Raw genomic sequence first — 22,819 nt, forward strand, 5'->3', positions numbered from 1 at the left:
CGCATTTCGAGGACCCCGTCCTTACAAATCAACAAGTTGAAATTCTTCAAACTCCGAGCGTGCAACAGATCAATTTGGCCACACTGCTGGCCGCTGCAACCGGCGTTCAGCCCTCGTGACCGTGCGCACAATCAACACCGCCAGCAACGGGATCGCGATTCCATACACATACTGGGTCAGCGTCACGCCAATGCCGAACGGGAACCAGATCGTTGGAACCCCCAGCGAACCGAGCTCGCTCGTGTACTGCGATACGGTAATCACCAACAGCACGGTCAGCGCCATGCCGCGCATTGGCCCATTGCGGGCTATCCGCGCGGCGACAAGCACAAGCAGCGCGAGTGTGCCGAGGCGAAAGACCTGAGTACCCCAGGCAGCCCCCATAACGCCTCCCGCAACCCCCAGCGCTGCCAGAACAAGGGCGCCAGCATCGATCGCCCGCGAAGGTGGCAGCACCCAGCGATTCCACGCCAGCACCCATGCCGCCAGGCTGAGCGGCATCCAGAGCACATTGTTCAACCATGTGTAAGCAGGAAGACTGAGCAGATCCGTCCAGGAGACGATCGCGTTATCGAGCCGCTTCACGGCAGAGAGCAGAAGCGCGACGCAAACAAAGGCGATGAACGACTGATGGCTGCTGAGCGGCCTTAGCGACAGCGCCAACACGATCACCATGGCCATCGCAAGCGGCTCGACGACTTCAACAATGTAGCCCGCGACGGTACGCCACCATAGCACGCGATACAGCTCACGGCTTTCTGGCTGCGGGGCAAGTGTCGGGGCTACGTGGATGCCGCCGCTCGCAGGGCCGGCAACGCTGCCGGGCTGCATGAATACTCTTATGGCGATCACGCCCTGCGTGCCTGCGGCGTCGGCGGGCAGCGAAAAGATCATCGGTCGCGTACCCACGACACGAGGCGGCTCCCCTAGCCTGCCTGAGCCGCCCAGGCGCTTGCCGTTCCAGTACAGCTCGTAGCCATCCTCCACGGCGGTAGGCCCGAGGATGTCCCACGCGCGGTCGCCCTCTGGAATCACAAGCGAGCGCCGGTACCAGGCATATCCCTGGTACCCGGAATGACCGTATGCCATCCATCCGCCGACATAGTTGGGCAACCCCACGTCGCCGTCGATGCTGCTGGCCGGCGCGCTCAGATCGAGTATTTCCCAGGACGAATCATCCAACGCGATACCCGCCCAGCGCGGATCGTCACCGACCTGAAATTTCCATGGTCCGTCAATCAGGGGTGCCACAGCGCGGAGCCTGGATGGATCAGGCCGACCGCCGATGGCAAGGACGGCGGCAGTACACACCCAGGCCACCAAGCTGAGCGCCAGGATGCCTGTCACGAGCGTGCGTTGCGCCGATGGTGCGAGGAACTGGAATCTGGCCGCCGCAGTCATTACGGGTCCTCTGTGAGGTCGAACGCCTGCCGCCAAGTGAGAGCAGGTTTGCGCTCGAGAGGATGGACCGACAGCGTCACCAGCACAATCGGGGGGCGGACCGCTCACCGCCCCTGCCCCACCTCCCCCTGATCACCGCAGCGCCGATAGTCGAATGGAATCCGCAGGATCTTCCCATCCTCCCCCGGACCGGAAATGCTGGCTTTCAGCTCGGCGCCATCGCGCCGGTACTCGATGCGGTTCGGGAAGTCATGCTGGGGGTTCTCGAACACCACCCAGTTCTCGCCGTGGTCGGCAATGACGAATGTGGTCGGCGCCACGCCGTTGGGCTGCACATGCAAGCCGGCCGCCTTGCCTGCCGGCACCAGGCGCATGTACTCGAATGACGCCATGCCGCCCTGGCTCAACGTACGTGACATGCCAAGCAACGCGCCGCCGGCCTCGGGCAGCCACACCTCTTCAAGCCCGCGCTCCTCGGTACCGCCACACCAGTGCCCGGCCAGCCAGTCGAACCTGGCCGGTGCAGCCGTGACGGCACTGCTTCCCAACGCCAGCCCTGCACCCAGCACCACCAACGTCGACTTCAACATGCCCTGACCTCCTGGATGGCTTGGACGCAGGCTAGCGCGGCAGCCCCGGGGGCGCTTGTAAAAATGCGCAGGATGGCATCCGATGCCGCATGGACTACCGCGAGCACCCTGCCCCCGACGACCTGCGCCGTCATGTCCAGTGCCTCTGGTGGCTGCGGGACGAAGCCCCCGGCCATGACGTGCAGGTCATCTATCCCGATGGCCGCTGCGAATTGCTGGCGGAACTGGGGGTGCCGATGCATCTGCATGGGGCAGACGGCCGGATCCGTTCCGATCTGCCGTTCTGTTTCGCCGCACAGCAATGCGGCCCGATTCGTCTGCGGGCCGTCGGCCCGGTGTTCTGCATCGGCGTGCGGCTGCAGCCGGCGGCGAGTGCCTTGATTGCCGGCGTCCACCTACCCGGGCTTCGCGACCAGGCGCCGGATCTGTACACGCTGGATACCTCTTTTGCCGAGGCCTTCAGCGCGGCCGCACGGGCAAGCGCCGCCAGCGGTACGCCCGAGCCCCTCTGGCAGGTGCTGCGGGAATGTTGTGCCTGCTTCACTCTGGACGAGCGCATCGAACAGGCCGTTGCCGAACTGGATGCAGCAGAAGGCGACCTGCGCATCGCCGAACTGGCGCGGCGGCTGGGCATATCACTGCGTGGCTTGCAGTCGCGTTTTCTGGCGACCGTGGGCATGACCCCGAAAGAATATGCCCGTGTATGCAGGCTGCAGGCTCTGTTGCACACGCTGGATGGAGAAGCCACCAGCATCGCCTCCGCTGCGGCACGCCACGGTTACAGCGACCAGGCCCATGCCACGCATGACCTGGTGCGATGGACCGGCGTCACGCCAGGCAAGCTGGTGAATGCCCTGCGCGGTGATCGCGGCAGCGACGATGCACTGCGGCTGGCAGCGGCCTTCGTGCGCGGAAGCAGTGTCGCCCACTCACCGTGAGCCCCGGCCCTGCGTCGTCCTACAGGAACCGGTGCATCACATACACATCAACCAACCCCAGCGCCCGATGCCGGAACGCCGCCGGCAACGTCCCGACCACCGCGAAGCCCAGCGTCCGGTACAGCGCAACCGCAGGTGCATTGGTACTGACCACGTAGTTGAACTGCATGGCCAGGAATCCCTCCGACCTGGCCCGATCCAGGCTGTGCTGCACCAGCGCCCGCCCGATGCCACGCCCTTGCGCCAGAGGATCGACCACGTAGGTGGCACTGGCCACGTGCGCGCCCAGGTCCGGGAAGTTGGCGCCCATCTTGTACATCCCGACTACGCGGCTCTCCTGAACAGCGACGTGGGCTGCCTGGCCCCCGAACCAATGGCTCCGGAAGGTATCGGCCTGGAATGCACCCGCGAAAGGCAGCGCATCCTCGGAAGCAATGGCGGCTTTGAAGATGCCCCACATGGCGTCGAAGTCGCTTTCGGTGGCGGGTCGAATCTCCATGGGATTCCCTGCAGCAATGCGGTGGTGGCCTCCGTGAACACTATCAGAACCTGTCGGATCATCCGGCCTCGACGAACCAGCGCAGAACGGCCTCGTCCCCGCAGACCTTCTCCTGGTTGATCTTCTTGTCCATGCCTGCGCGCGCCTGCACGAGCTGCTGCAAATAGCCTTGAACAGCATCCCGCTGGCCAAGCGTCTGGTAGATGCCCCAATCCCTCGCGGCCTGGTGAAGAGACTCACGCTTACCGCCAGCGACAGTTCCCTGCGAAAGCTCCTTCAGGATGCTCTCTGCCCCGGCCACACCCGTGTACGCCAGAAGCGCGAACACCGAGGCCGACACCTGGCGCGCCTGCTCCTGTCCCATGCGCCTGCGCGTAGCGATCATCGCCTCTGCGTGAAGCAGCGTGCACATCCGGATCGGCAATCGCGGATGAGTCCCCTTGTCCATTGTTTTCACGTCCAGGCCCGAGGGCGAGAACGAGAGGAGCATCAACCAGGCCGAGGCAACCAGCAAGAATCGCCTTCCAGCTTCAACCTCGACAAAATTCCTGCATACAGCAGCAATCTGCGGGTCGCACTCGTGTTGCCCACTTGATATCTTTTCAGCGAATTCCTCCAGATAGATGCGTGTCCAATCAAGTGCATGCATGTCTGCGTCAAGTTCGACCGCCTGATTCTGCAAACTGTCAGGCCCTTGCGAGCCTGCTAGAACCACCTGGTGCTGGAACGCGATATGTGCCAGCTCATGGTTCATCAGAACCGCCAGCGCAGCGGTCGCAAGCAGCTCTCCGAATGCTTCAAAATGCGCTTCATCCGTTGGCAGATCGCCCCATAGCACGCGGAAGTCCTCCGCCTCCGCCTCAGCCGCATGCGCGCAGATCATCTCCGCGACCTTGGGCGCCTGGCCCGACAGTGTTCTGATCTGATCGAGAAGCTCCCCGGTCACCTGCACAAGGTATCTATCGCGCTGCCCGTTGGGGCGTGCGTACGCAAATGCATTCCTTCTCCCGGACCCGCGGGTGAGTTGCACCTGCATCAAGCTCAGATTATCCCGCTTGAAGCTCTTCCTGGCCCGCTCTGCAAGGCCTCTCATAAGAATGAGGAAGCTGTCCTCGCCTTCCCTCTGCAACGCCTCTTCAGAAACAACCGTCCCCATGCTCTGTCCGTCCGCAACAACATTCGACATGGCGTCTCCTTCTGCAATGTGAACCTCATTCCGTCGCGACTGCGGCCCCATGGTGACCTCACTCAACGAGCCGGTGCCTTTTCGAATCCCTCTCCACAACAGGCCACGCGTCACCATTCGCGCAATGACCCTGCCTCGCGGTGAACCAGTCGTACACCCAAGTGGCATACCGACGATGGTCAGCCCGGTTCTCCGCGCCATACAGGTACTGCAGGAACACGCCATCCATCTGCATTTCAGCCAGGTAGTTTCCACGCCGGATCGAATCGCCCGACATCTGCCTGGCCAGCACCCGGTGGCCACAGGGACCCTCGAAACTCAGGATGCCGCCGCCGGAAGGACGGCCAGCCGCAATGATGCGCACAAAGCCGCCGCCCTCGCGCCTGATGTCGGCGTTGCCGCCAATGCCAGCCGCGGCGGGAAGCGTCGAGCCGACCCGCACCAGCAGGCGAATGTGCGTCCACGGCGTCCCGGCGCCTCGACCCGGCCCCTCTATCACCCTGCCATCGCGCAACGACAGATGCACGACAACGGCATTGTCTCCCACAGGATCAACACCTGGGCGTGCCAGATAGGGCCCGACCAGAGCATTCATCGGCCGCTCGACCACTGGCTCGCTACAGGCCGACAGGAACAGTGCAGCCAACATCAGCAGGCCGTGCCGACTGCCCCACCCTGCATCGTTCCGTCCGGGCCACAGGTTTGCCTGAAACGCTCCGCGTCGATTTTCCATGCCGTCCCCTGGCCCGTCCGTTCCCGCAAGAATAGCCCAGCTGCAGGGCGATCATCCCTGCACCGCCCTACCCCTAGAGCTTCACGAACCGCTGGATCTTCCGCGCCAGCCAGCCACTGAACACCAGTGGTGCATCCAGCGCCGACACGCAGATGCACGGCACGCCCGGCGCCGTCACCGGCTGATGCTCCACTTCTTCATCCAGGTCCGCCACGTCGCCCGGCGCAAACAGCCCCAGCGCATCGTTGTAGGAACCTCGCAGGATCTGGGTCAGTTCGCTGCGGCCATGGCTGTGCATGGGCAGGCATTTGCCCGGGGCGATCTTCAGCATGATCAGCGAAGGCATCTGCTCGGCACGGATGCAGTGCACGCCCGGCGCCATCCAGCGCCAGCGCAGCCCACTGAGTGAAGCACCAAAGTAAGGGTGCAGCGAGGCAGGCAGATGGTCCGGGTCGGCCTCGGGCCGCTCCTTCGGCACGGGACGCGCGGTTTCGGCCATGGCAATCGGCATTTCCGCAGCCAGCTGCATCAACATGGCCTCGCGCAACTGCTCGCGGCGCAGATCGGCCGTGGCTGGCTGCGTCTGCTCCAGCAGTGCGGAGCCGATCGCCTCGGCCTCGCGCAGGCGCTGCCGGCAATGCGGGCACTGCTCCAGGTGGGCGCCGGCCACGATGCTCAACGGCGCCGGCAGCGCGCCGGCGGCATAGCTCATCAAGGTGGATTCATGCAGGTGGTGATGCGGATTCACAGCGCACCTCCCACTTTCGACTGCAACTGCAGGAACGCACGCCGCAGGTGTGATTTGACCGTCCCCAGCGGCATGCCGAGTGCCTCGGCGATCTCGCTGTGGCTCTTGGCTTCGAAATAGGACATGCGCACCAACCGCGCCTGCACCGCGGGCAGCTCGTTGATGCGCTGGCGCAGCCGTGCCTGGTCAGCGAACTGCTCGGCGCTGCTGCGCTCAACCACATCCACCGTCGCAGCGTCCTCCACCGCCGCCTGCACCTGCATCCAGCTGCGTTCGCGCCGTATGCGATCGATATGCAGGTTGCGCGCGATGCGGTACAGCCAGGTACTCAGTGCGCCCTGCGCAGGATCGAAGTCGGCAGCGCGCAGCCATAGCCGCAGCAGGCTCTCCTGCGCCAGTTCCTCGGCTACCGCGTCAGGCACGCCCAGGCCGCGCAGGTACACGCACAGCCGCGGCATGAAGTAGTCGTAGATCCGCATGAAACAGTCGCGGTCACGAAGCCGCGCCACGCCATCCATGTCACCGGCCCAGTTCCTCGGCTCACTGCTCGGCTGCTGGGCGCTGGACACGATGCGTACGCTATCGAAGTTGAGGAGATGGCTGGCGGCGTCAGGGTACATCGGCGTTCGCGGCGGGCGGGTGAAGGTCTGTCCTCTGTACGCGCAGGGGCAGCAATTGGATGCAGGCAACCCAACGCATCCAACCACCCCCTCCCGCCGTATCACCAGAGCCCTTCCCCTCCGGATGAACGCCATGCGCATTGCCTGGCTGCTGCTGTGCCTGCCCCATGCCGCGCTGGCGGCGCCCTGGCTGCGAAGCGAGGGCGTGGCGACCTCCAGCCAGGGCGCCGTCCTTTACCGTGAGGTGCACTGGCGGCGCGAGGCAGCGGAGGGCGCCGAGCGCTGGGTGCTGTACCAATGCCCGGACGGCCAGCCATTCGCCCGCAAGCATCTGCCGGCAAGCACCCGGCCGCAGGCCCGAGGCTACTCGCTCGAGGACCGTCGCAGCGGCCAGAAGGCCGAGGTGGAGGCCGCCGGCGATTCGGTGTCGATCTCCTGGCAGGAAGATGGCACAAGCCCGCTGCGGCAGGGCCAGCTTGCGTTGCCGACGGATGCGGTGATCGATGCGGGATTCGACGCAGCGGTGCGCCTGCACTGGCCGGCGCTGCTGCGGGGCGAGCGCATCACGCTGCCGTTCCTCGTGCCGGCACGCCAGCGCTATTTCCCGGTGCAGGTGCGGCGCACCGGCCCCGTTCGTTGGCAGGGCATCGACGCCCAGGCAATCGAGGTCAGCCTTGACACCTGGTACGGCGGCATCGCGCCGCGCCTGGCCCTGGTCTACGCCACCGCCGACCGCCGCCTGCTGGAGTTCCGCGGCACCAGCAACCTTCGCGATGCACGCGGCAGCTACCCGCAGGTGACGGTGCGCTTCCGCTCGCCACCGGCCGAGCAACCGGCAAGCGACTGGCAACAGGCGTGGACGCAACCCCTGCTTGAGCGCTGCGTCGTGACGCCCAGGTGAAGTGGAAATTTACTGCGCCGTGGCGCATCCATTGCGCATCCTGCTGCGTACAGGACATCACGACACCCGCCGAGATCCGCCATGGCCTCTGTAGCGCCCCTCCCCCGTCGACGCTGGCGCCTGCTGCGCACGCTGCAGCGCTGGTTCGATACCGGCAACGCCGCCGAAGCCACCGGCGAGCGGCCGGGGCGGATCGATTGGGTGCGCGCCGTGCCATTCGCGCTGATGCACCTGGCCTGCATCGCGGTGCTGTGGGTGGGTATCTCGTGGACCGCGGTGATCGTCGCCGCAGCGCTCTATGCGGTGCGCATGTTCGCCATCACCGCGTTCTACCACCGCTACTTCTCGCACCGCACCTTCCAGGCATCGCGGCCGGTACAGTTCGTGTTCGCGGTGATCGGCGCCTCAAGCGTGCAGCGCGGGCCGCTGTGGTGGGCGGCCCACCATCGCCACCATCACCGTCACGCCGACCAGCCGCTGGACCCGCACTCCCCCCGTGAAGGCGGCTTCTGGCGCAGCCACATGGGCTGGTTCCTGACCCGCGAGGCCTTTGCCACCGATCTGTCGCGGGTGCCGGACCTGGCGCGCTTCCCCGAACTGCGCTGGCTGGACCGTTTCGATACGGCCGTGCCGGTACTGCTGGCCGCAGCGCTGTATGCAGTGGGCGCCGGGCTGGAGCGCTGGGCACCGGGCCTGCACACCTCCGGCCCACAGCTGCTGGTGTGGGGCTTCTTCATCTCCACCATCGTGCTGTTCCATGCCACGGTCACCATCAATTCGCTGGCCCATCGCTTCGGCCGCCGCCGCTTCGAGACCCGCGATGACAGCCGCAACAACCTCTGGCTGGCGCTGCTCACCTTCGGCGAAGGCTGGCACAACAACCACCACTTCTTCCCGGGCACCGTCCGCCAGGGCTTCCGCTGGTGGGAAGTGGACCTGACCTGGTATGGACTGCGCGCGATGGCGGCGCTCGGGCTGGTCAAAGGGCTCAAGCCGATTCCCGAGTGGGTGCTGGCCAAGGCGAGGTACTGACATGCGCATCGCGATCATCGGTTCGGGCATTGCAGGACTGGCCAGCGCCTGGTGGCTGGACGGCGAACACGACGTCACGCTGTTCGAGGCCAACGATTACCTGGGCGGCCACACCCACACCCACGACGTGCAGGTGGATGGCATGCGCATGGCGGTGGACACCGGCTTCATTGTGTTCAATCCCCAGCACTATCCGCTGCTGACCGCATTGTTCGACGAGCTGGGTGTAGCTTCGCAGCCGACCACGATGAGCTTCTCGATGCACAGCGAGCGCAGCGGCGTGGAGTACAACGCCACCTCACTGGATGGCCTGTTCTGCCAGCGCCGCAACCTGGTGTCGCCGCGGTTCTGGGGCATGCTGGCCGACCTGCGCCGGTTCTACCGCGATGCCCCCCTGTTGCTGGCAGAAGACGAGGGCCCAACGCTGGGGCAGTACCTGCGCACCCAGCGCTACGGCGATGCCTTCATCGACGAGCACCTGCTGCCGATGGCCTCCGCGCTGTGGTCGTCCCCGACGGCCACGGTGATGGACTTCCCGGCGCGCTATCTGGCCCAGTTCATGGCCAACCACCAGATGCTGCAGATGACCGGGCGTGCGCCGTGGCGGGTGGTGAGCGGCGGATCGGCGCGCTATGTCGACGCCCTGCGCGCCCGCTGGCGGGTGCATGAGCGGCTGGAGTGCCCGGTGCAGTCGGTCGAGCGCATGCCCTGGGGGGCGCGCGTGCACAGCACGGCCGGCGTGGAAGGCTTCGATGAGGTCATCCTGGCCTGCCACAGCGACCAGGCCCTGGCGCTGCTGCGTGACGCCGACCCCATCGAGCGCGACGTGCTCGGCGCCATCCGCTATCAAACCAATGAGGCGGTCCTGCACACCGATGCGTCATTGCTGCCGCGCAACCGCAAGGCGTGGGCGGCATGGAACGCCCACGTGCCCCGCGACCCTGCCGCGCCGTGCACGGTCAGCTACTGCATGAACCTGCTGCAGGGCCTGCCCGGCAACACGCCCCTGGTGGTAACGCTCAACCGCAGCGCGGCGATCGACCCCGGCAAGGTACTGCGCACCCTGCGCTACGCCCACCCGGTGCACGACCATGCGGCGGTCCGCGCCCAGCAACGCTGGGCCGAACTGCAGGGCCGCCGCCACACCTGGTTCGCCGGCGCCTACTGGGGCTGGGGCTTCCATGAGGACGGCATCCGCAGCGCCCGCCGCGTGGTCGATGCCCTGCGCACCTGCGAGCCGCACCCGGTCATGGCGGCTCCCGGCGAGGTGGCCGCATGAGCGCCAGTGCGCTCTACTTCGGGCGGGTGATGCACCGCAGGCACCTTCCACACCCGCATGCGTTCCGCTACCCCATCGCGCAGCTGCTGCTCGATCTGGACGAGCTGGACACGGTGTTCGCCGACCGCTGGCTGTGGTCGGTCAATCGCCGCAACCTGGCCGAGTTCCGTCGCAGCGACTACTTCGGCGATCCCGCGCAGCCTTTGGCCGATGCAGTGCGCGACCACGCTGCAGCCACCCTCGGCTACCGGCCCACCGGCCCGGTCCGCCTGCTCACCCATCTCCGCTTCGCCGGGCACGTGTTCAACCCGGTCAGCTTCTACTACTGCTACCGGGCCGATGGCAGCACCCTGGACTGCATCGTCGCCGAGATCACCAACACGCCCTGGAAGGAACGGCACGCCTATGTGCTGCCAGTCGCGACGGCCACGCATGAAGGCACCTCACTTCGCTGGCGGTTCGACAAGTGCTTCCATGTCTCGCCCTTCATGCCGATGGATTGCCATTACGACTGGCGGTTCAACTGCCCTGATGAGGATCTGCGCGTGCACATGCAGGTCTGGCGCGGCGGCGCGCGCCAGTTTGATGCCACCCAGGTCATGCAACGGCACGCCCTGGATGGCCGCGGGCTGGCCCGCGTCCTGGCCTGCTATCCACTGATGACCACCCAGGTGGTGGCCGCCATCCACTGGCAGGCGCTGCGCCTGTGGCTGAAGCGCAACCCCGTGCACGACCACCCCACCCTTGCCGAGAAACCGCGATGAACTCGATGACTCCTTCGGTCGCGCTGCCGCGCCCCGGCGCCTTGGATGCCTTCCTGCGCCGCCGCCTGCTGGCCCAGCTGGCCCCGCTGCGCGACGGTCGCCTGTGCGTGCGCGACGCACTGGGCGAGGTCTGGCTGGGCGACGCCCGCGGCGAACTGCATGTCACGGTCACCATCGAAGACCCGGCGTTCTATCGCAAGGTGGCGGCACAGGGCAGCGTCGGTGCAGGTGAAAGCTATATCCAGGGCGAGTGGTACTGCGATGACCTGGTCGCACTGATACGCCTGCTGGTGCGCAATCGCGATCTGCTCGACAGCATGGAGCATGGCCCGGCGCGCGTGGGCGGCTGGCTGCTACGTGGCTGGAACCGCCTGCGCCGCAACAGCCGTGAGGGCAGCCGCCGCAACATCGCCGCGCACTACGACCTCGGCAACGACTTCTTCGCCCTGTTCCTGTCGCCGGACCTGATGTATTCCTCGGCGCTGTTCGCCAGCGAAAGCGAGTCGCTGGAGTCCGCCTCGCACCGCAAGCTGGACCGCATCTGCCTGCAGCTGCAGCTCAAGCCGGGGGACCGTGTGGTCGAGATCGGTACCGGTTGGGGTGGTTTTGCGCTGCACGCGGCGCAGCACTATGGCTGCCACGTCACCACCACCACCATCTCCGCCGAGCAGCATGCGCTGGCCACCGAGCGCGTCTGCAACGCCGGCCTGCAGGACAAGGTGACGCTGCTGATGCAGGACTACCGCGACCTGCAGGGCCAGTTCGACAAGCTGGTATCGATCGAGATGATCGAAGCCATCGGCGCCGAATACCTGGACACCTACATGGCCACGCTGCAGCGCCTGCTCAAGCCCGATGGTGTCGCCCTGCTGCAGGCCATCACCATCGAGGACCACCGCTACGAACAGGCCCGGCGCAGCGTCGACTACATCAAGCGCTATGTATTCCCGGGCAGCTTCATTCCGTCGATCAACGCGATCATGGCCGCCAAGACCCGATCCAGCGACCTGCAGCTGGTCGCCCAGCAGGATTTCGGCCACTCCTACGCACTGACCCTGCGCGCCTGGCGCCAACGTTTCCTTGCCCAGCTGCCCGCCGTGCAGGCGCAGGGCTTTGACGCGCGCTTCTGCCGGATGTGGGAGTTCTACCTGGCCTATTGCGAGGGCGGCTTCCTGGAGCGTTCGATCGGCGTTTCGCATCTGCTGCTGGCGCGCCCGGGGCATCGTCCCGCTGGCGCATCGGGTCAAGGCGGTTGAGATGCGCCGGTTCTGGGCCAATCTGCTTGGCAACCAGCTGGTCTGGCTGTGCGCCGTGGCCGGCGCCGGTCGCGGCTGGCAGTGGCCGGCACTGCTGGCAGCGTCGCTCTACATTGGCAGCCAGCTGCTGACCTCGCCGCAACCGCGGCTGGATCTTCGGCTGATGCTGTTGGCGCTGGCCTGCGCGTGGCTGGTCGACGCCAGCGCCACCGCCAGCGGCGCCGTGCGCTACGCCGCGGCTCCGCTGAGCTGGGCGCCGCCGCCCTGGATCATGGCGTTGTGGGCCGCGTTTGCGATGACGCTGACCACCTCGATGCGCTTCCTGCTGCGCCACGCTGCCCTGCCAGCCCTGTTCGGCCTGCTGCTGGCCCCGCTGGCATATCTCTCCGCAGCGCGCGGTTTCGATGCGGTTCGATTCACTGCGCCGCTATGGCAGGGCCTGCTGGTGCTGGGTGTGGGCTGGAGCATCGCGCTTTCGCTGCTGTGCATGGCCGCTCGTCGCGGTTCCCGCACCCTCCCGCCGCCCTTGGCCGGAGCACCGTCATGATCAAACTGTTGTGGGTCCTGCTGTATGCGGTTCTGGTGATGAGCTGGGGCTGGGCCTGGCAGCGCCGCCACCGCAACATCGGCGTGGTCGATGTGCTCTGGGCCAAAGGCGCGGGCGCATCGGCCTTGTTGCTGGCGCTGCTAGGCGATGGTGCGGCGGCGCCACGGATGGCGCTGGGCGTGCTCGGCGGCCTGTGGGGCAGCCGACTCGCCCTGCACCTGTGGCATCGGGTCCGCCACGAACAGGAAGACGGCCGCTACCGTTATCTGCGCGAGCACTGGCAGGGGCATCAAGGCAAGATCTTCGGCTTCTTCATGGCCCAGGCGCTGCTGGTCGTGCTGTTCGCCCTGCCCTTCGTCGCGGTGGCTGCCAATCCGCAGACAAGCATGACGGTGTGGATCGTGGCCGCCGCACTCGTCTGGTTGCTGAGCGTCGGTGGCGAGAGCCTGGCTGACCACCAACTGGCCCGGTTCCGCGCGAATCCAGCGAACAAGGGCCGCACCTGCCGCGATGGGCTCTGGCGCTACTCCCGCCACCCCAACTACTTCTTCGAATGGCTGCACTGGTTCAGCTATGTCCTGCTCGCGGTCGGCTCGCCACTGTGGTGGCTGGCGTGGGCCGGGCCGCTGCTGATGTACGTATTCCTGCGCTACCTGAGCGGCATCCCGTTCACCGAAAAGCAGGCGCTGCGCAGCCGCGGCGACGACTACCGCGCCTACCAGCGCAGCACGCCGATGTTCTTCCCCTGGTTCCCCCGTTCTTCCAAGGAGCATTCCGCATGAGCGCGATCCCGTCACTGAACCCGGCCGACGAGGCGGAAACCGGGCTGATCGCCTGGGCCGAGCGCGGACTGGTTCCCGATGCGGCCCTACGCGCCGGCATCCGTCGCCTGTGCGCGCAACGCCTGCACGAGGAAATGCTGGGCGGTGTCGAAGCCCAGTCCGCGCGGTTCAGCCGTCGCATCGCAGAGCTGGCCGACAGCCCGCTCGCGCTGCATACCGACGCGGCCAACCGCCAGCACTATGAAGTGCCGGCGGCCTTCTTCCATGCCTGCCTGGGCAAGCATCTGAAGTACAGCAGCTGCTACTACCCCACCGGGCGCGAAACGCTGGACCAGGCAGAGGAAGCCATGCTGGAGCTGTATGGCCAGCGCGCGGGACTGGCCGATGGCCAGCACATCCTGGAGCTGGGCTGCGGCTGGGGTTCGCTGACCCTGTGGATGGCCGAACGCTACCCCGCCGCTGCGATCACGGCAGTGTCCAATTCGCACAGCCAGCGCCAGCACATCCTGGCGCAATGCCAGGCCCGGGGGCTGCACAACGTCGAGGTGCTGACCCGCGACGTCAACCAGCTCGAGCAGCCCACCGCGCGCTTTGATCGCTGTGTCTCGGTGGAAATGTTCGAGCATGTGCGCAACTACGAACGCCTGCTGGCGCGCATCAGCCAGTGGCTGAAGCCCGACGGCGCGCTGTTCGTGCACATCTTCGCCCACCGCACGCTGATGTACCCGTTTGAAACCGAGGGTGGCGACAACTGGATGGGGCGTCACTTCTTCACCGGCGGGCTGATGCCGGCGGCCGATACGCTGCTGCACTTCCAGCGCGACCTGCGGCTCGATCAGCGCTGGCTGCTTGATGGCACCCACTACCAGCGCACCGCCGACCACTGGCTGGCCAACCAGGATGCAGCCCGCGAGCAGGTGATGCCGGTTCTGGTCGCAACCTACGGCCAGGCCACGGCGAAGATCTGGTGGCAGCGCTGGCGCATGTTCTGGATGGCATGCGCCGAGCTGTTCGGCTACGACGACGGCCAGCAATGGCTGGTCGCCCACTATCTGTTCCGCCCCCGTTGAGGTGTGACATGCGCATGCGCTCGCTGCTTCCCCTGCTGGCATTGAGCCTGTTTGGCTCCGGCTGCAGTTCCAGCGATACCCGTCCCCTGCCCCGCCCGCCATCAGTGGACGTGCCACGCTTCATGGGCGACTGGTATGTGATCGCCCACATCCCCTCATGGCCGGAGCGCGAAGCCTTCGACGCGGTGGAGAGCTATGCGTTGAAGCCGGACGGGCGCATCCAGACGACCTTCACCTATCGCAAGGGCAGTTTCGACGCCCCGCAGAAGTCGATGCACCCTGTTGGACGGGTCGAGAAGAACGGCAACGGCGCCATCTGGGGCATGCAGTTCGTCTGGCCGATCCAGGCCGAGTATGTGATTGCCTGGCTGCGCGATGACTACGGCCAGACGATCATCGCGCGCAGCAAGCGCGACTATGTGTGGTACATGGCACGCACGCCGCAGGTATCCGAGAGCGACTACCAGCAGGCCGTGCAACGCATCGCGGCCATGGGCTACGACACCGGCAAGCTGAGGCGCGTACCGCAGTCGGTGCGATAGATTGCGGAGCCGCCCACGACCCGGCTCACTCGGGATCAGGCACTTCGCCGTGATGCGTCACATTAATACCCTCTCGAACGGTGTCGGCAGCCCTGCAACCCAGGCCGCCAGCGCCCAAGAAGAGCCCTCCAGGACAATGCGTCCCGGCGGCTTTCAATCTGACGATACGCCCAGCCCATGGATCACCGCCTATCGATGGAGAGCATCCATCGATCTTTAGGAATAGTCGTAAAAACGCAACGAATTCGATGTTCGACGCGACAGCGGCGCCAGAATGACGGCCACGCCCATGGGCGCCGACCACCTCCCGCGCATGAATGGATTTCCTGCACCGCGTCGGCTACGCCTGGCGCTCCTGGACGACCACGAAGTGGTCCGTCGCGGCACCGCCCTCCACCTGTCAGGCGACCTCCGTTTCGACATCATCGCCAGCCATGGCTGCAGCGACGATCTGCTATGCAGCCTGCAAGCCACGCACGTTGATGTGGCCATCATCGACCTCACGCTCGCCCGTGGCGACCTGGGCGGCATTGAGCTGGTTGCCCGGCTGTGCCGGGACTTCCCGCGCACGCCCTTGCTGGCCTTCGCTACGCTCTCGCCCACCACCAACCTCAACAGCCTGATCGATGCCGGACTCAGCGGGTTCGTCAGCAAGGCCGAGCCGCTTCCTGCGTTGTCCGACGCCATCGTGCGGGTTTCCCAGGGCCTGACCCGGGTTCCACCGGACGTCAGGCTGGCCGGCGACCGCGGCGAGCTCAGCCGCAACGAGCGCGAGGTGCTGGGCCTGCTGCTGGAAGGCTTGACCGTCTCCGAGATCGCACTGCGCCGGCATCGCAGCATCAAGACCGTCAGCACGCAGAAGGTTGCTGTGCTGCGCAAGCTGGGATTGCGCAGCGATGTGGAAATCTACGCGCTGCGCGAACGACTGGAGACACCGTGAGGCGCCAGCCGCCATTGCGCCGCCGCTTCCTGTCCACGGGGCTGCTGGCGCTCCTTCTTCTGCCGGCTGCCTCGGCCGAAGATATCCGGTCGCCACGCTGGCTGCCGGGCAGTACGGTACGGGTCGCCACGACTCCCTCCCTGCGCCCCCTGCCCGCAGCCTTGGCCGATACGTCATCACCGCCAACGCTTGCCCATGGCTACGCCAACCTGGTCGCCCGGCACGCCCAGCTCAGTTTCCTGGAACGGCCCTATCCAACCACCGCCGCATCGATCCTCGCGGTGTGCCATCACGAGGCCGACCTGGTCATGGTCTTTGGCGGGGCGAGGCACCAGGCCCTCCCCTGCCCGGACCTTGCCGCGTCCAGCCGCTTTCGTGGCGGCGCCACCCTGTTGGCCGGACGCGCCGGCGAGTGGTTGCCACGGGAGATGCACGAACTCGACATGCGGGTCGTCGCCGTCGTTGAAGGCGGGCCCTACGCCGGCTGGCTGCACGCACATCACCCACAGGTCCGGCTGCGGCACCTGCCTGATCGGTACGCGGCATTGGCCGCCGTCGAATCGGGCCTGGCGGACGTGGCGATCGGCCTGGAGCCCACACTACGCCCCCTGGTTCGACGCCACTTCAATGGCAGCCTGCGCCTGCAGTCGTTCGACAGCGGCTTCTCCACCGACCTCTACCTGCTCGTCCGCCACGAAGACCAGCAGCTGCTGGGGCGCATCCAACAGGCATTGCGCGAGATCACACTGGAGGAGCATGCGGGCCTCCTTCGACTCTGGGCGGGACAGACGCTGCCTGCCGCGGCCGGGAATGCACTGGAGTGGATGCAGGCGTCGCCCCCGCGCGGGTGGCTGCTGCTGGCCCCACTGCTGATCGCCCTGCCGCTGCTGTGGCTCGCAATGCGCCACCTGCGGGCGCGCGGTGATCGCAGCGGCGCACATGCCATCGGAGTGATCAGCCACGAGATGCGCAACTCGGCGCAGGCCGTACTGACCTCGATCGAGCTGCTGGGGCAATCGACACTGCCGAAGGGTGAACGCGATCTGCTGGACGCTGCCAGTACGGCCAGCCAATCCCTGCGCAGCCTCTTGAACCGCGCACTGGACTTTTCGCGCCTTGCGAGCGGCGCTTTCAAGCCGCATGCGCAAGCCTGCGATGCAGTTCAGCTATGCCGGCAGGCACTGGAGGCGATCCGGCCTCAGGCCCAGCGGAAAGGCCTGCAGCTGCATCTCGATGTCCAGGACGCATCCCCGTCGAACATCCTGGTGGACGCCGATGCGCTACGCCAGATTGCCAGCAATCTATTGGCGAACGCGGTGAAGTTCAGCGATATCGGCGGCATCGAGCTGCGCCTGCAGCTGATGCCAGCGACGCGTCCACGGGAGCTGCTGCTGGAAGTGATCGACAGCGGCATCGGCATCGCACCCGCGCAGGTGACCGCCCTGTTCCAGCCTTTCCAGCAAGGCAGCAGTGGGCAGCAGCGTGGCGGCAGCGGCCTGGGGCTTTCCATCGCGCGCGAGCTGGCCCGCGCGATGGGCGGCGACCTCACCGTGCATAGCGTGCTGGGCCGCGGCAGTCGCTTCATCCTGCGCCTGCCGGTGTATCCGGCAAGCGCCAGCGAGGATGCCGAGGGCCTGTGCACAAGCGGTACGCCACTGGCCGGACTGCACCTGCTGCTGGTCGAGGACCACGAGCTCAATCGCCACGTCATCGCCGAACAGCTGCGACGCTGGGGCGCTGAGGTGTGCGCCGTGGAGGACGTGGCTGGCGCCCTGGCCGAACAGGCACGACAGCCCCGCCCCATCGCATTGATCGACATCGGGCTGCGTGGCATCGATGGTCACGTGCTGGCGCGCGAACTGCGTGGGCATGCCGGGCAGGCAATTCGCCTGATCGCATTGTCTGCCCGCACCGGACGGCGTCATCGCACACGCTGCCGTCGCTCGGGCTTCGACGCGGTACTGGCCAAGCCGCTGCGCGTCACCCAGCTGCTGCCTGCGCTCGGCATTGCGCGACCAGAGGGCCTGGGCGCAGCCGCGCAGACGATTGAAATGGACGCAGCCTACATCGCCGACATCCGCGATGAGCTCGACAGCATGGAGCGGGTTGTCGATCGCGCGGACGCATCGGCACTAGGCCATCACGCGCACCGATTGCAGGGCACGCTGCAGGTGCTGGGCCAATGCGAGCATGCGGCCATCGCGGCGGAGCTGGCCGATCTGGCACATGACGCCGCGCCGGACTGGGCCGATGCGCGGCGCCTGCTGGACGTGCTGAAGGCTGGACAGGGCTCCCACGCAGCGGGAACCCTGCCAGTGCCTTGATCAGGCGGCCAGGCGCTCGACCTGGCGACGGGTCAGGTCATTGAAGCGACCCAGCGACATCAGGTGCTGGTGGATCAGTGCCAGCCAGCCGCTGCGGTGCCACTCGACCACGGTCGCTTCCGGCAGTGCAACGAACTTCTCGACGTCCACCACCAGGAAGCCATTGAGGTTGAACTCGCGGCCATCCGGGGTACGCACGGTGGCGTTGCGCTCGACCAGCAGGCCGTTGTCGGTCAGGGCCTTGGAGAAGGCCAGGGTCTGTTCGTGCTCGCGGGTGTACTGGCCGCAGAACTCCAGCGCCTGCTGCACCATTTCGGTGGCCTTGCCGTCAACGAACAACGGCTGGCCTTCTTCGCCACCCTTGACCACGCGCGGGCTTTCCTCGTCGATGCCCAGCAGGAAGTCATTCTCCGCGCCGGTGTCGATGAAGATGAAGGGGTGGCGGCGCAGGTAGGCCGGGATGTAGGCCTCGTCTTCCCACAGGCCGTCCTTGATGAACAGGTTCTGGTCGGACACGCCAACGGCGGCCATCGGAACCGCACCGGGGCCGGCGAACAGGATCGGGAAGTGGTGCAGGGCCAGCGAGAACTCGCCCAGCACCAGCGGAATGGCGTTGTTGCCGGCAGCGAACTCGAGCTTGCCCGGCAGGATGCGCAGATCGGCATGCACATCGGCCTGCAGCGGCACCGGACGGGTATAGAACAGGGGAGCGCCGCTCTGCGCCGCTTCGGTGGTGGTGTCGCTGGTGGTGGTCATCTTGGGAACCGTTCGATCATGCGCGCCTGCCATCCCGGGCACGCCAGCGGGAACAACCTGAATCCCGCATTATCAACAAGCTCGATGACAACGGCCACCCCGCCGGAGAACTATTTCAACTGCAGGGGGTAGCGCTGCCAGAGAACGTGGACCAGGAAACCGGCCAGCTCGGTGTCGCGAGCGCTCACCGCGGCACGGATCTTGTCCAGCAGCACCATGTCGCTGCAGGAGCGCACGTCGGCGTGGTTGGCCTGCCCCGCCCTGCGCGCACGGTAGCGCGCGGCCCGCTGCGCATCGCTCATCGCGTACCCGAACTTGGGCGGACGACCGCGCTTGCGCGGCAGGGTCAGCTCCAGGGTTCCGGGATCTTTGTCATCACGCATGGGCAGGGTGCGGGCGGCGGCGAGCAACGGGGGGTGCGCAATTTATCGTGAGGCATCACTTTAATCCAGCTTTTTCTGCGGCTTTGTTGCGATGCAGTGCAAAAAAAGCGGATTCCCTGACAACGGCATCCACGCATGGCGTGGATCCATTGCAGAGCCCGCAACCCGATCGCCCGGCGGAATCGCACCATGCGTGGATGGGCAAACCCCAACGACACCTGGTAGATCCACGCCATGCGTGGATACGGGAACCGGCCAGCACGAAAAAGGGAGCCCGCGAACGGGCTCCCTCACCTTCTTCATGCAGCGCGCACCGGCTCGTAGCCATGCAGGTGCGCCTCGCTGCTGGCCCTGCCCTGGCTCAGCGAGCGCAGCGAGGTGGTGTAGCCCACCAGCTGCGCCAGCGGCGCGAAACCGCTGACCTCGGCACGACCGTCCTGGTCGTCGATGCGGGCAATGCGACCGTGGCGTCGGTTGAGGTCGCCGACCACATCCCCCACCGATGCCGACGGCGAATGCACCGTCACTGCCATCACCGGCTCCAGCAGCTGCGTGCCGCCCTCTGCCAGCGCTGCCTTGATCGCCTCGGCGCCGGCGCGATGGAATGCCATCTCCGAAGAGTCCTTGGCATGGGTCTGGCCATCGACAAGACTGACCTCGATGCCGACCACCGGATGGCCCTGCGGACCTTCCGACAGCGCGGCACGCACGCCCTTCTCCACCGCCGCGATGAAGCTGCGCGGCACCACGCCACCGACGATGCGGTCGTTGAACACCACCTGGTCGTCCTCGCGCGGGGCCACATCCAGCACCACATGCGCGAACTGGCCCTGGCCGCCGGTCTGCTTGACCAGCCGGCCCACTACGCCGGTCATCGCACGCATCGGCGTCTCCTGGTAGGCCACGCGCGGCGCACCTACGCCCACGTCGACCTTCCATTCACTGCGCAGGCGCTCGACCATCACCTCCAGATGCAGCTCGCCCATGCCCCAGACCAGAGTCTCCGCCGTGTCGCGATCGGTTTCGACACGGAACGAGGGATCTTCCTGGGCCAGGCTGGCCAGGCCCTGCGCCATCCGGATCAGGTCGGCCGCACGCGCCGGCTCCAACCGCCACGCCAGCACCGGCGCCTGTGCCTGGATGTTCTCCAGGCGCAGCGGCTGCGCACGCCCGCTCAGCGTTTCACCGCTGACCGCATCCTTCCAGCCGAGCACCGCGACGATGTCACCGGCCACGGCCTGTTCGATATCGTGGGTCTGGTCGGCCTGCACCCGCACCAGGCGACTGACGCGCCGCCCTTGTGGATGCTGCGAACTCGCCACTGCGTCGCCCACCTTCAAGGTGCCCGAGTACAGCCGCACGAAGCTCAGGGCACCGTGCTGCTGGTGGGTGATCTTGAACAGCAGGCCGGCCAGCGGACCGTCAGGATCCGGCGGCAGCACTACCTCACCGCTCTCGCTTTCAGCGGTGACGGCCGGCCGATCCAGCGGCGACGGCAGGTAGTCGACCACCGCATCCAGCAGCGTCTCGATGCCCTTGTCCTTGAACGCGGCACCGGCCAATACCGGCACACCGGCACCGGCCAGCGTCGCCCGGCGGATCGCCGCACGCAGCAGCTCGGCGTCGATCGCGCGACCTTCCAGCCAGGCATCAGCCAGAAGTTCGTCGTGGTCGGCCACAGCCTCGACAAGTGCGTCGCGCTGCGACTGCCACAGGGTGCGCGCCGCGTCGTCCCACGGTGTCACCGTGGTTACGGCACCATCTTGCCAGTGCAGCACGCGCTCATCGACCAGATCGACCCAGCCGTTGAAGCCGCTTTCGCTACCCAACGGCACGCCCAGCGCCCATGGCCGCGCCTGCAGCTTGTCCTGCAACTGCTCCAGCACGCGCTCGAACGAAGCGCCGACGCGATCCATCTTGTTGACGAATGCAATCAGCGGCACACGATGGCGACGCGCCTGGCGCCACACCGTCTCGGACTGCGGCTGCACACCATCCACGGCCGAGAACACCGCCACGGCACCATCAAGCACGCGCAGCGAGCGCTCGACTTCAATGGCGAAGTCGATGTGGCCGGGGGTGTCGATCAGCGTCAGTCGATGCGGCGGCAGATCGCGCGGCGCCCACTGCGCCTGCACGGCGGCGGCGCCGATGGTGATGCCACGTTCGCGCTCGATCGCCGAGAAGTCGGTGGTCGCGTTGCCATCGTGCACTTCGCCGACGCGATGGATCTCACCGCTTTTCCACAGCAGGCGTTCGGTCAGCGTGGTCTTGCCGGCGTCGATGTGGGCAATGATGCCGAGGTTGCGACGGCGGGAAAGGGTCTGGGTGTTCATGAGAAAGGTTCCTGCAAAGCCAACTCCAGGGGCCGCACACCCCGGTTGGCGACAGGGTGCGCGGCTAGCGTTCGGTCTCGGCGATCTGGTGCATGGCACGTTCTCCTTGCGGTACATCGGGTTATGGGGAATGGAACTGCGAAAACGAAAAGAGCGCCCCGGAGGGCGCTCTGTCGAAGGTCCAGCGATGGCCGTCTCAACGGCCTCGTGGGGCTCCAGGCAGACACGCCCGTTCCGCGCTTGCGCGGGTCAGGGTGAAAAACTTCAGGAGCGGCATCCGGTTCATGGAGCGCATTCTAGACCTGCCAATCTGGCGCGCAAGTGAATATTGCACACATAAATGGAACGATGAGACCGACGGGCATCGGGGTCGGATCCCTTTGCCACGGGCAAAGGGCTCTGACCCCTGCCCTGCCTTACTTGCACTCGTGCAGCGTGCGAGCCTCAGCCACGGTCGCCGCCTGGTCGTCCGCCATCGACACCCATCCCTTCAGCGACATCGCAGGGTCCACCTGCGCCTGGCGGGGGCCGCCGTGGATCAACGCCTCGGTCCAGCTCCCCACCGGCGCCAGCTCGGACAGGCGAGCCGCCTGATCATCCTCCGTGCTGAACGTATCATCCGGCGAAGCGGGCTTGGCGTTGTTCACGGTTTCGGTCTTGCGCGCCCGCACCCGCAGCGCGCCGTCAGCCATGCGCTGGGTGGTGACGTCATACCGCTCCACACCGTAGGCCCAGTTGCTTTCGCCCGTGCGGCGCAGCTCGCTGCCATCGTCGGCCACCATCACTGCGTCGCCGGCCGCTTCAGCCACGGCTGCGATCGCCCCCAGCCCCGACATCACCGCCTGGTAGGTAATCATCTGCCGCTGCTCGGTGGTCAGCGCACCGGCCTTCAGCTTGGCGGCGGGAATCTTCAGATACGCCGCTTCCTTGCACAGCACCAGCACCTGCTGGTCGTCCCAGCTGACCGACAGTTCATCATTGGCAAAGTAGCGGGTGGTCATCGCGGCGACCGGTGCGCCATCACCGGCCGAGTACCGGGTTTCGATCAGCGAAGCCTGCTCGGCCGCGCTCATCAGCGACACCGGCGAGGTCGATGCCGCATTGGCGGCGCCTGCGGAGGCGACCATCACGGCCAGCAGCACGCCACGCGAAACATTACAGATCATTGCATCAGTCCATTGAAGGAAATCCC

Annotated in this window: 23 protein-coding genes; 12 read left to right on the plus strand and 11 right to left on the minus strand. The window is 66.4% G+C overall.

The genetic code is table 11. The features are described from left to right. Positions 1–69: 69 nt before the first annotated feature. Complete coding sequence (locus BKE09_RS00045; RefSeq protein WP_075674482.1) at positions 70–1,401, minus strand: glycoside hydrolase family 2; 1,332 nt, start codon at positions 1,399–1,401, stop codon at positions 70–72. Between the two features lie 104 nt (positions 1,402–1,505). Continuing rightward, on the minus strand, positions 1,506–1,991 hold the full coding sequence (locus BKE09_RS00050; RefSeq protein WP_075674483.1) for a DUF6265 family protein: 486 nt from the start codon (positions 1,989–1,991) through the stop codon (positions 1,506–1,508). An 89-nt stretch (positions 1,992–2,080) separates the two neighbouring features. Here BKE09_RS00050 and BKE09_RS00055 point away from each other — a divergent pair, with 89 nt between their 5' ends. Then, positions 2,081–2,929 (plus strand): AraC family transcriptional regulator, encoded by an 849-nt coding sequence (locus BKE09_RS00055; RefSeq protein WP_075674484.1) that lies wholly within the window; start codon positions 2,081–2,083, stop codon positions 2,927–2,929. Between the two features lie 19 nt (positions 2,930–2,948). Here the strand turns inward: BKE09_RS00055 and BKE09_RS00060 are convergent, their stop codons facing one another. The 5 genes from BKE09_RS00060 to BKE09_RS00080 all read right to left on the minus strand — a co-directional run bounded on the left by BKE09_RS00060 (position 2,949) and on the right by BKE09_RS00080 (position 6,715). Further along, entirely contained in the window at positions 2,949–3,428 is a 480-nt protein-coding gene (locus BKE09_RS00060; RefSeq protein ID WP_075674485.1) for a GNAT family N-acetyltransferase, read from the minus strand. Between the two features lie 58 nt (positions 3,429–3,486). Then, positions 3,487–4,614 (minus strand): hypothetical protein, encoded by a 1,128-nt coding sequence (locus BKE09_RS00065; protein ID WP_075674486.1) that lies wholly within the window; start codon positions 4,612–4,614, stop codon positions 3,487–3,489. 58 nt (positions 4,615–4,672) lie between these two features. Beyond that, complete coding sequence (locus BKE09_RS00070; RefSeq protein ID WP_139319599.1) at positions 4,673–5,347, minus strand: hypothetical protein; 675 nt, start codon at positions 5,345–5,347, stop codon at positions 4,673–4,675. Positions 5,348–5,420: 73 nt separating this feature from the next. After that, complete coding sequence (locus BKE09_RS00075; protein WP_075674488.1) at positions 5,421–6,095, minus strand: ChrR family anti-sigma-E factor; 675 nt, start codon at positions 6,093–6,095, stop codon at positions 5,421–5,423. Then, positions 6,092–6,715 (minus strand): sigma-70 family RNA polymerase sigma factor, encoded by a 624-nt coding sequence (locus BKE09_RS00080; protein ID WP_075674489.1) that lies wholly within the window; start codon positions 6,713–6,715, stop codon positions 6,092–6,094. The genes BKE09_RS00075 and BKE09_RS00080 overlap by 4 nt, the downstream gene beginning before the upstream one ends. Positions 6,716–6,848: 133 nt before the next feature. Between BKE09_RS00080 and BKE09_RS00085 the strand changes: the two genes are divergently transcribed. The 11 genes from BKE09_RS00085 (at position 6,849) to BKE09_RS00135 (ending at position 18,152) form a co-directional block, all read left to right on the plus strand. Further along, a complete protein-coding gene (locus BKE09_RS00085; RefSeq protein ID WP_075674490.1) occupies positions 6,849–7,616 on the plus strand; it encodes a hypothetical protein in 768 nt (255 codons plus the stop codon). 81 nt (positions 7,617–7,697) lie between these two features. Next, complete coding sequence (locus BKE09_RS00090; protein ID WP_075674491.1) at positions 7,698–8,648, plus strand: acyl-CoA desaturase; 951 nt, start codon at positions 7,698–7,700, stop codon at positions 8,646–8,648. Between the two features lies 1 nt (position 8,649). Then, entirely contained in the window at positions 8,650–9,927 is a 1,278-nt protein-coding gene (locus BKE09_RS00095) for an FAD-dependent oxidoreductase (protein ID WP_075674492.1), read from the plus strand. Then, positions 9,924–10,691, plus strand: coding sequence for a DUF1365 domain-containing protein (locus tag BKE09_RS00100; RefSeq protein WP_075674493.1), 768 nt, complete (start codon positions 9,924–9,926; stop codon positions 10,689–10,691). The genes BKE09_RS00095 and BKE09_RS00100 overlap by 4 nt, the downstream gene beginning before the upstream one ends. Further along, a complete protein-coding gene (locus BKE09_RS00105; RefSeq protein ID WP_075674494.1) occupies positions 10,688–11,947 on the plus strand; it encodes a cyclopropane-fatty-acyl-phospholipid synthase family protein in 1,260 nt (419 codons plus the stop codon). The genes BKE09_RS00100 and BKE09_RS00105 overlap by 4 nt, the downstream gene beginning before the upstream one ends. Position 11,948: 1 nt before the next feature. Then, on the plus strand, positions 11,949–12,494 hold the full coding sequence (locus BKE09_RS00110) for a DUF2878 domain-containing protein (RefSeq protein WP_075674495.1): 546 nt from the start codon (positions 11,949–11,951) through the stop codon (positions 12,492–12,494). Next, positions 12,491–13,276: a DUF1295 domain-containing protein gene (locus tag BKE09_RS00115; protein ID WP_075674496.1), complete on the plus strand. Its 786-nt coding sequence runs from the start codon at positions 12,491–12,493 to the stop codon at positions 13,274–13,276. Before BKE09_RS00110 ends, BKE09_RS00115 begins: the two co-directional genes overlap by 4 nt. Then, positions 13,273–14,346 (plus strand): cyclopropane-fatty-acyl-phospholipid synthase family protein, encoded by a 1,074-nt coding sequence (locus BKE09_RS00120; RefSeq protein ID WP_075674497.1) that lies wholly within the window; start codon positions 13,273–13,275, stop codon positions 14,344–14,346. The genes BKE09_RS00115 and BKE09_RS00120 overlap by 4 nt, the downstream gene beginning before the upstream one ends. An 8-nt stretch (positions 14,347–14,354) precedes the next feature. Next, entirely contained in the window at positions 14,355–14,888 is a 534-nt protein-coding gene (locus BKE09_RS00125; protein WP_075674498.1) for a lipocalin family protein, read from the plus strand. Positions 14,889–15,201: 313 nt separating this feature from the next. Beyond that, the gene (locus BKE09_RS00130; RefSeq protein WP_075676515.1) at positions 15,202–15,828 is read left to right on the plus strand and encodes a response regulator transcription factor; all 627 of its coding nucleotides are present in this window, start codon (positions 15,202–15,204) and stop codon (positions 15,826–15,828) included. Next, the gene (locus BKE09_RS00135; protein WP_083663043.1) at positions 15,825–18,152 is read left to right on the plus strand and encodes an ATP-binding protein; all 2,328 of its coding nucleotides are present in this window, start codon (positions 15,825–15,827) and stop codon (positions 18,150–18,152) included. The genes BKE09_RS00130 and BKE09_RS00135 overlap by 4 nt, the downstream gene beginning before the upstream one ends. Here the strand turns inward: BKE09_RS00135 and BKE09_RS00140 are convergent, their stop codons facing one another. The 4 genes from BKE09_RS00140 to BKE09_RS00155 all read right to left on the minus strand — a co-directional run bounded on the left by BKE09_RS00140 (position 18,153) and on the right by BKE09_RS00155 (position 22,793). Then, entirely contained in the window at positions 18,153–18,908 is a 756-nt protein-coding gene (locus tag BKE09_RS00140) for a SapC family protein (RefSeq protein ID WP_014037169.1), read from the minus strand. Between the two features lie 110 nt (positions 18,909–19,018). Beyond that, complete coding sequence (locus tag BKE09_RS00145; RefSeq protein WP_005409616.1) at positions 19,019–19,291, minus strand: hypothetical protein; 273 nt, start codon at positions 19,289–19,291, stop codon at positions 19,019–19,021. Positions 19,292–19,590: 299 nt separating this feature from the next. After that, a complete protein-coding gene (fusA, locus tag BKE09_RS00150; protein ID WP_075674500.1) occupies positions 19,591–21,627 on the minus strand; it encodes an elongation factor G in 2,037 nt (678 codons plus the stop codon). A 416-nt stretch (positions 21,628–22,043) separates the two neighbouring features. Continuing rightward, positions 22,044–22,793 carry a hypothetical protein gene (locus BKE09_RS00155; RefSeq protein ID WP_075674501.1) on the minus strand — a complete coding sequence of 250 codons (750 nt, stop codon included), beginning with the start codon at positions 22,791–22,793 and terminating at the stop codon, positions 22,044–22,046. Positions 22,794–22,819: the final 26 nt, after the last annotated feature.

This window comes from Stenotrophomonas sp. TD3, from assembly GCF_001939825.1.
Taxonomy (GTDB): Bacteria; Pseudomonadota; Gammaproteobacteria; order Xanthomonadales; family Xanthomonadaceae; genus Stenotrophomonas.